The sequence below is a fragment of the uncultured Methanofollis sp. genome (assembly GCF_937919355.1).
Taxonomy (GTDB): domain Archaea; phylum Halobacteriota; class Methanomicrobia; order Methanomicrobiales; family Methanofollaceae; genus Methanofollis.
The window spans coordinates 1-1,995 of record NZ_CALFSA010000183.1; the positions used below are offsets into that span (position 1 = coordinate 1).

Sequence of the window (1,995 nt, forward strand, 5' to 3'; positions counted from 1 at the left end):
ATGATACGGGGAGCGGGAACCTACCGGGAGTGGCAGGTGGAGCCTACCCCCGACGTCAGTGCCGGTTCATGACCAATCCCCGCGGGACCGAATCGGAGACGACGGAAAAAGATCGCGAACAGGGGCGCTCGCCGCCCCTCTCACGCCTCCTTGATCTCCAGCGTTGTCAGGATGTCGGTCCTGGTCACGATACCGACGACCTCCCCCTCCTCGACGACAGGTATCCTGCCGATCCCTGTCTGCGACATGATCCTCATCGCCTCGGTGAGCGGGGCGTCGGGCGGGAGGACGACGAGGTCCTTCGTCATCAGGTCGCGCACCTGCATCGCCTCGCGGTCGATGGTCGACGCCGTATGGACGTCCCCGAGAGTTATCATACCAACGAGGCCCCCGCGCTCCATCACCGGGAAACCGAGGTGCTTCGTGTCGTACATCATCTTCACCACCTCCGTCACCGGCATCTCGGGCGGCACCGTCGTCACCGGTGAGGACATCACGTCGCCGACCGAGACGTCGCGGAGGAGGAAACTGTAGCGCACCGCCGTCGCCTCCTGGTTCGCCCCGATATAGATGAAGAAGGCGATGATGATCAGGATCGGGCTGAAGATGAGAAACCCGAAGATCCCGAAGAAGACCGCAAAGCCCCGCCCGATGTCGGCCGCGATCTTCGTCGCCTCATGGAGAGGCATCTTCTTCGCAAGCCACGCCCGCAAGACCCGCCCCCCGCCCATCGGGAAGGCCGGGAGCAGGTTGAAGATGAAGAGGACGAAGTTCAGCAGGGCCAGGTAGCCGAAGAGGTAGATGAGGACGCCGCCGACCTCAGGACTCAACTTCCCCGCCTCCACGAGCGCCGCCGGGGCATAGGTGAGGGCGACCGAGACGATCGCCACACCGAGACTCGCCAGCGGCCCGACAAGGGCCATCGGCAGTTCGACCTTCGGGTCAGGCAGTCCCTCCTCCATCGAGGCGACGCCGCCGAAGATGAGGAGCGTGATGGAGTTGATCTTGAGTCCCATCGCCCGCGCCACCACCGAGTGGGCGAGTTCGTGGACGAGCACCCCTGCGAAGAGGCCAAGCGATATCGCCGCCCCGAGGATGTACGGGGCAAGGCCCTGCAGGAAGAGCGTCATCGTGATCTCGGTGCCGAAGAGGCCGGCGATCATCGTGGCCGTCAGGGCGATCTGGCTCCCGATGATCCAGGCGAAGAGCGGGATCACGATCAGGAAAGTCCAGTGAAGATAGATAGGAATCCCGAATAGATGCCCGATTCGTAAGGATCCGTTCATGGAAAATGATAGTCTTTTTATCGTTTATAGTCTATACCATGAATCGATAGTGATGAAGACGCAGGTCACCGAACTTTTTGGCATGAGCGTATACACAGACAAGGCGATCTATGTGGGGGACGTGGACGATGTCCTGCTCGATATCGACAGTAAGAAGATCGAGTCCATCGCCGTCGGCAACCTCAACCCCGAACTCCCCGACCCAAAGGGCCACCGCGGCTACCTGATCCCCTTCAGGATCATCAGGGAGATCGGGGATATCATCGTCATACGCCACATCTCCTCCGCCTTCAAGAAAGCGAAGGCCGAGACACAGGCCTGAAGCCGGACGGCACGGCGCAGCCATGGAAAACCACGAGATCTTCTCTGCTCTTGCCCTCTACCCCCCTGTTTTTCTCCGTCTCGACGGGAGGGCATTCCACCGCCTGACACGCGCCTGTGAGAAGCCCTTTGACGCCCGCTTTCATGCAGCGATGGTCGGGACGTGCAGGCGACTGATCGCAGACAGCGGCCTCAACCCCCTCTTTGCCTACACCTTCTCCGACGAGATCAGCCTCTACCTCCCCGTCCTCCCCTTCGGCGGCCGGGTGGAGAAAATGGACTCCATCTCCGCCTCCTATGCGGCGAGCGCCTTCACCCTGGAGTACGGGTGCACCGAACCCGTCGCCTTCGACGCCCGCGTCATCCCGGCGACGCCGGCGTACGCCGC

At 62.0% G+C, this 1,995-nt stretch carries 3 protein-coding genes; 2 read left to right on the plus strand and 1 reads right to left on the minus strand.

What is annotated here, in order from left to right:
• Window positions 1-140 precede the first annotated feature (140 nt).
• The gene (locus tag Q0520_RS09100; RefSeq protein WP_298669148.1) at window positions 141-1,286 is read right to left on the minus strand and encodes a CBS domain-containing protein; all 1,146 of its coding nucleotides are present in this window, start codon (window positions 1,284-1,286) and stop codon (window positions 141-143) included.
• 52 nt (window positions 1,287-1,338) lie between these two features.
• Between Q0520_RS09100 and Q0520_RS09105 the strand changes: the two genes are divergently transcribed.
• Entirely contained in the window at window positions 1,339-1,608 is a 270-nt protein-coding gene (locus Q0520_RS09105) for a PRC-barrel domain-containing protein (RefSeq protein ID WP_298669152.1), read from the plus strand.
• Between the two features lie 22 nt (window positions 1,609-1,630).
• A partial coding sequence (locus Q0520_RS09110; RefSeq protein WP_298669155.1) for a tRNA(His) guanylyltransferase Thg1 family protein occupies window positions 1,631-1,995 on the plus strand: 365 nt, incomplete at its 3' end.